A 6,593-nucleotide genomic window follows, 5' to 3' on the forward strand; every position below is an offset into this window, starting at 1 on the left:
ACTCTGCCTAGCTCTGAGTGGAAATCGCGTCCCTCACGCGGGTTCCCATCTTGAGCAATCACAGTAGGTACGGCACCGATAAGGCCGGCTACGCCGACATGCTCGCGGACGGTCGCAGGTATCCGGATCGGGTCTGGGCGGTGGAGGGCTGGCATCGGCAAGCACGTCGCCCACCGCCTGGTCACGACGGTGGGACGATGCGCGACGTGCCCGCGAAACTGTCGGCGGCGCAGACGCCGGTAGCCTGACCGCCGTGGTACGCACCATTTACCGTCCCGGGCGACGCCGTTGGGCCCTTGTTCCAGCCGGGGTCGCACTGATCGCGTTGCTGTCGAGCTGCGGCGGTGGCGCTGCGGAACGTGGGGTCGACAACTCCGCGTCGTTCTCGCCGCCCCCGCCGCCACCTGTCTTCTATGTGGACCCGGACAGCGAGGCCGCTCAGGAGGTCGACCGATGGGAGCGTGCCGGCAGGGTCGCCGACGCGGAGACGCTGCGCCGGATCAGCACCCGCCCGAGCGCGAAGTGGCTGGTCGGCGGCGATGCCCCGGTTCGCGAGGAGGTTGACGGCTACCTGACCCGGGCGACGATCGCGGGCCAGACACCGGTCCTGGTCATTCATAACGTGCCGGACCGGGACTGTGACCGGCAGGGCTCCGGGGGAGCCGCGACCGGCCAGGAGTACCAGCGCTGGATCCGTGAGCTTGCCGGCGGGATCGAGGGCAGGCCGGTCATCGTGGTCCTCGAACCCGGCGCGGTCCCGGACGCTGTGGATCGGTGCGTCCGCAACCTCAAGGAACGGCTCCTGCTGCTGCGCGACGCGGTCGCCGTGCTCAAGAGCACCGGCGCGGCCCGGGTTTACCTCGACGCCGGGCACCCCGAGTGGATCAGCGACACTGCGTCGCTGGCCGCGGCACTGGGTCAAGCCGGCGTCCGGGACGCCGACGGGTTCGCGCTCAACGTCGCCAATTTCCTCCGTACGCGGGATAACGTCCGGTACGGCCACCGGTTGTCCGATGCCCTTGGCGGCGATGTCCGGTTCGTGATCGACACGAGTCGCAACGGCAACGGCCCGGCCGCCGGCGCCACCGTGGACGGCGCACCGAGCTGGTGCAACCCGCCGGGCCGGGCACTCGGCGAGGAACCCACCGATGCCCCCGGCCTCGACCGGGTCGACGCGCTGCTCTGGATCAAGTACCCGGGTGAGTCCGACGGAGCCTGCCGCCCCGGCGAACCCGAACGCGGGGTCTGGTGGCCCGAGTATGCCCTCGCGCTCGCCCGCGACGCGGCCGGCTGATCCCGGACGCGCCGCAACATCACATCAACCCAGGCCAGAACGGAACCCACGTCGAGACAGACCCCAGCTTAGGCTTGGCCGGGTGCTGGCGGCGCGAGCCCGGTCCGGCGCAGCTTCTGCCAGCCCAGCCGGCCGCCGGTCAACGCGGTGACCACCGACTGGAGCAGCACCAGGTACATCAGTTGCCGGTAGGCGAACTGCTGCAGCGGAAGCGCCCAGAGCACTCCAAGCTTCTCCCGGTCCAGCCGGAATGCCGTGATCGCGGTGACGAACTGCAGGCCGAGCATCGCCAGCCAGGCCAGTACGGTCTCCGTCCGGTCGAGGAAGAGCAGGCCGTACACGGCGAGCAGGTCGATCACCGGCGCGCCGAGCGGCAGCAGCACCCCGTACAGCGCCAGGAAGGCCAGGCAGCGGCGGCTGAACCGGCCGGAGGCGCCCCGGTCGAAGACCGAAGCCGCGTGTTTCCACATCGCCTGGATGGTGCCGTAGCTCCAGCGGTACCGCTGCTTCCACAGTTGTCCGAGGGTGGTCGGCGCCTCGGTCCACGCGCGGGCCGTCTCCTCGTACACCACGTGCCAGCCGGCCCGGCCCAGCGCCATGGTGATGTCGGTGTCCTCGGCCAGCGTCTCGTCGGTCATCCCGCCTACCTCGTTGAGCGCCTGCCGGCGGAACGCGCCGATCGCGCCTGGGACGGTGGGCATGCACCGCAGGGTCTCGTACAGGCGGCGATCCAGGTTGAATCCGATGACGTACTCGATGTGCTGCCACTTGGCGATCAGGCTGCCACGGTTGCCCACCTTGACGTTGCCGGCCACGGCACCCACGCGAGGATCAGCGAACGGCTGGACCAGTCGCCGGACCGAGTCGCGCTCGAAGATGGTGTCCCCGTCCACCATGACGATCAGGTTGAACCGCGCCAACGCGACGCCGGTGTTCAATGCGCTCGGCTTGCCCCCGTTCGGCTTGCGCACCACCCGTACGTTCGGCAGCCGGAGGGCCTCGGCGATGTCGGCGGTGCCGTCGGTGGATCCGTCGTCGACCACGACGACCTCGATCCCGCCGGGGTGGTCGCCGCCCGCCAGGGACCGCACCGCCGCGGCGATGCCCTCCTTCTCGTTGTACGCCGGGACGACCACCGAGACCGGTTCGGTCACCGGGTGACCCCACGACCAGTCGTGACGCCGCCGCCGGCGTGCGTGCCGCAGGGCGAGCAGGAACAGCAGGACGGTACGCCCGAGCGTGAGCACCCCGACGATCACGAAGAGCACACCGAAGACGCTGAACGTGGCATCAGCAGCGCGCACCGCCAGCGCCAGCACGTCACCGCGCCACCGCTCGCCGAGCCTGACCGGGGTGTGCCCCGCCACCGCAACACCCGCCCCGGCCAGCGCGAGGTTCAGCCCCTCGGTCACGGTGGTGAAGCGGTAACCGCGCGCCTTCATCAGCGGGATGTACCGGTCAAGGGCGGCGACCGTTCCCGACCGGTCACCACCGGCGTCGTGCCACAGCGCGATTGCTCCCGCGTATCCCGACGGCGTGGCGTTGGCGATCATCGTCTCGATGCCGGGCTTCGCCCAGTCCAGGCTGTCGACGTCGTTGACCACCGTTAGGTAGCCCAGCTCACCGGCCTGCCGCAGCAGCGGCCAGTCCCCGTCCGTATAGGCGTCCGCGCGCGACGAGTATGGGAAGCGCAAAAGGGAAGTCCGGACTCCGGTGGCGCTGGCGATCGCCATCTGGGTCTGCTCGTACTCCAGCTGCCGTCGCCAGGCGGGGAGGTCGGCAAGGTTGGCGTGGGTGAACGTGTGCACGCCGAGTTCGTGTCCGGCCGCCACCATCTCCCGGGCCAGCTCGGGATGCCGGACAACCTGCGTGCCCAGGACGAAGAAGGTTGCCTTCACCTGGTGCCGCGCCAGCACCCGGAGCACCTCCGGCGTCCAGCGTGGATCCGGCCCGTCGTCGAAGGTCAGCGCCAGGGTACGGGGCGGCAGGCGGTGCGACTGGGTACGCCCGTCGGCGCCGACGTTGAGGATGGGGCCGCCGTCGCGTACCTCGGTGGGCACGTTGTCCTGGCCTCTGGGGGTGGCCTTGTGATCGGGCACGAAGGCGGCGTTGGCGTACGCCTCGACGAAGAGCAACCCCCCGAGCAGCACGAACACCATCGCGAGCACCGTCCAACTGGGGCGCGGCACAATACGCCGGTACGTCCGGCGCGCGTGACGCTGGGCCTTCAGCCCCAAGCCACTGCGGTCAGTCACCGGCAGACCCCTGCCCGGTCGGGCCTGGCGATGTGGGCTCCGGCTTGGGCTTCGGCGACGTCGGGACGGAGGGCCGGGGCGCACTCGGCCTGGCAGACGTGGAGCTACGGGATGTTGCGCCAGAGCCGGCCGCCGGCGTGCCGGTACGCAGCGAGGTGGGCCGGGCCGAAGGCCTGGCGGAGGCACCAGCGGTGGGCGACTGATCGGGCGAGAGGGCGGGGGGCGGCTGCCAGGACGGGCTCGCAGTGGGTTCGACAAACGGTAAGACGGTCTCGGGACGCGCCGGACCGCCAGCGAAGCTCACCCCCACCACCAGCGTGTAGCCGACACCGAGCACGCCGAAGCCGTACGCGAGGCGGCGCAGCCACCGCCGCCGCCGGCCGCTTGGATCGACAAAGACCGGGGGTGGCTCTGGTACGGCGGGAATGATGGCGGTTTGATCCACGCGCGGGATCTTAGTTGCGGAAAGGATTCGCCTTCGTCGCCCCCGTTCCGTCCGCCTGCAACTCTTCAAGAGGGCGTCTGATTCACGTATTTTGTAGGTAATGCCGCCTTCAGATGTCTCGCCAGGTTGGGGTGGTTTCGTGGGTGATGCGTTTGGTGAGGTTGTCGATCATCGCGATGCGGATCATGCTGGCGGAGTTGTCGGCTAGGGCCTCCACGTCAACCGCACCGGCATCGCCTGGCGCTACCATGCCAATGGTCTACTGTGGACCAGCTGGTGGATCGCACCTGCAGTCCGGCGATACGAGGGCTTTTCTGAACCAGACACGTTCTGCGGAACGAAGCTGGCATATCGGTGCGGCATCAGTCAGGGCAAATAGTGCCGATAGCCATGAGTCGGCTGCTCTGCTGGCCTGGCATTCGGCCGGCCGTATGCCGCCAATCACACCCAGACAAGATCAAAACGCCCAGTAAGACGCCGTTTCAACTGAATTCAGCGTGTTCGTGGATTGTCGCGTGACGGTCGGTAGATCGATGGGCGGTGTCGCGCCGGCCGGCCGTTTCCTCGGTGCCGATGGCGCTGATCGCTGCCCGTTCGGTTCTGGGCTAGTGCGCTGTCTTGTTCGACGGGTACCACGTGTCGCCGGCCGGCACGCCGGCAAGGTTCCAGCTCCAAGACACGGTGGGCGTGATGCGCAGGTAGGTGCCCGGACCGACCAGGCCGACCCGCTCGAAAGGCTGCTCGGCGTGGCCGTACACGCGGATGCCCCGGGCGACGAATGGTTCGAGCGACACCAGGTCGTCGACCACCAGCGCCACCTTGTGGTTTCCCGAGGCGATGTTGCGAAACTTCCGGGTGCCGCGCACGGTGGCGCCACCGCCGACCCACAGGAAGGTCCCGTCGAACTCGACGGCCACCGGCACCACGTCGGGCTGACCGCCCGCGCCGAGCGTCGCGAGCCGCCCGAGCGGCTGCGACCGCAGGTACGCGATCTCCTCATCGGTGAAGGCCATGGTCCGGAAACTACACGTTCAGTTTGTGCGTTGGACGCGGTCGCCGGGGTTTGAAAGCGACGTCCTGCGGCGCGAGGCGGGCGAGGTCACGCTTGACCTGTACACCCCGCCCCTTCCCCGCTAACCAGCGGTGCCGTAACGGCACGGCGACCCGCAACGCCTCCTTTTGTGGAGAGAACGGGCTTAAGCACCTTCCCTGACGGGTGTGGCGGCAAACCGAGGGTGCCGCCCGGCCCGGTCGTAGAGGCGCAGAGGAGTACACGCATGGTCGAGACCAAACCGTCAATCCCTGCTCCGCAGCCCCGGCCAGCCCGCCACTCCGCCACCGCCTCGTCGGAACCCACAGTTGTGGCGCCTGCAGAGGTGGAAACGCCTGTCCAGGTGGCACAACCGGCTCCCGAGGAGGAGAGTCGAAGCGCCACCTGTCGGCACTGCCGGCGACCCCTGTTCAAGGACTGGCTCTGGGGGTGGATGCACGAGGGCCACCGATACCTGTGCCAGGATCCGGCCACGGGCGAGTTGCTGTGCCAGCCCGCTACACCCGCCTAACGCCTCTGCCGCAGGTCGTCTGAACGGGCTCAAGGTCGCCTGTTCGCGTGATGGCCGGGTGGACTTTTGGCCGATGGTGAGTAAGGTCAGTTAGCTGTCCGTATCTGTGCTTTCGGAGGAGGCCAGCGACCGTGGCCGAGAGATCGACCGCTTATTCCGGCGATCGGGCTGCGCGACCTAACGGCGACGCGGCGAATGGCTTGGACAGCTGGGCCTCTCGGCAGTCTCGGCTGGCAGCAGACGATTCCGACTTGTGCCACGAGTGGCAGGGGGCGGCCACGTCGCAGTGGCGTGAGGACCTGCCGGAGTCGTACCAGCCCGAGAACGTCCACCAGGAGCACGAAGGGCGACACGCAAGGCACCGACACCAGCAGTACGACGAACAGTACGAGCAGTACGACGGGGCGTACCGCCAGCACGGGCACGCGTACGTCCGACCCGCTGGCCTACCGTTCCTAAAGACTGAGCATGGGTTGGACAGGCTCAGTCGCGTGCCCCGAACGGTGTTGGGCACACTGGTTTCCCGCGTTCGCTCCGCGTCCGGCTTCATCGGATCGTGTCCGTGGTCCGGGAATGTGGGGGCGGGTTCCCTCACGCTCTCGGGCACCAGGTTCGGCCTGGGCGCTCCGATGCCCGCGGCGATCGCTCTGGTCGTCGGGGGGCGGTGTCGTCCGTCGCCGGATCGGGTGTCCGAGGGCGCGTCGTCCGATCGCGATGCTAGCGGCGTCGTGACGGGTGGTCTTGCGGTTGGTGCTGGTCAGGGGGCCCTGCCAGTGCTGGGCGCCCCATTTGGAGGTGTAGGCGGGATCGACAGCGACGATGGTGATGCCCAACTCGGCCGCCATGCTGACGAGCCGGGACCGCAGCTTGGCCACTGGCATGCCGGAGATGAGCTTGCGGAACCGCTTGCGGCGGCCGTGTTTCTCCCGCGTGGTCTGCGCCGCGAAGTCGAGGTCTTCGATCGCGATGTTCAGCCCGTGCCGCTTGGCCCAGTGCAGAAGCCGGATCAGGGCGTGCCGTACCTGTGCGTCACGATG

4 protein-coding genes and 1 pseudogene are annotated in these 6,593 nt (G+C 68.7%); 1 reads left to right on the plus strand and 4 read right to left on the minus strand.

What is annotated here, in order from left to right; genetic code table 11:
- The first annotated feature begins 253 nt into the window (after positions 1–253).
- Positions 254–1,294 (plus strand): glycoside hydrolase family 6 protein, encoded by a 1,041-nt coding sequence (locus ABZ783_RS34860; RefSeq protein ID WP_357446569.1) that lies wholly within the window; start codon positions 254–256, stop codon positions 1,292–1,294.
- A gap of 68 nt (positions 1,295–1,362) precedes the next feature.
- Here the strand turns inward: ABZ783_RS34860 and ABZ783_RS34865 are convergent, their stop codons facing one another.
- The 4 genes and pseudogenes from ABZ783_RS34865 to ABZ783_RS34880 all read right to left on the minus strand — a co-directional run.
- The gene (locus ABZ783_RS34865; RefSeq protein ID WP_357446572.1) at positions 1,363–3,453 is read right to left on the minus strand and encodes a glycosyltransferase; all 2,091 of its coding nucleotides are present in this window, start codon (positions 3,451–3,453) and stop codon (positions 1,363–1,365) included.
- A gap of 650 nt (positions 3,454–4,103) precedes the next feature.
- A pseudogene (locus ABZ783_RS34870) lies at positions 4,104–4,193 on the minus strand (IS5/IS1182 family transposase); the annotation flags it as partial.
- 406 nt (positions 4,194–4,599) lie between these two features.
- Positions 4,600–5,007, minus strand: a complete 408-nt coding sequence (locus ABZ783_RS34875; RefSeq protein ID WP_357446575.1) for a PPOX class F420-dependent oxidoreductase — start codon at positions 5,005–5,007, stop codon at positions 4,600–4,602.
- Between the two features lie 1,004 nt (positions 5,008–6,011).
- The coding region (locus ABZ783_RS34880) for an IS200/IS605 family accessory protein TnpB-related protein (protein WP_357446578.1) at positions 6,012–6,593 on the minus strand (582 nt) is incomplete at its 5' end.

Origin of the sequence: Micromonospora sp. NPDC047738 (genome assembly GCF_040642675.1) — a bacterium.
GTDB lineage: Bacteria > Actinomycetota > Actinomycetes > Mycobacteriales > Micromonosporaceae > Micromonospora.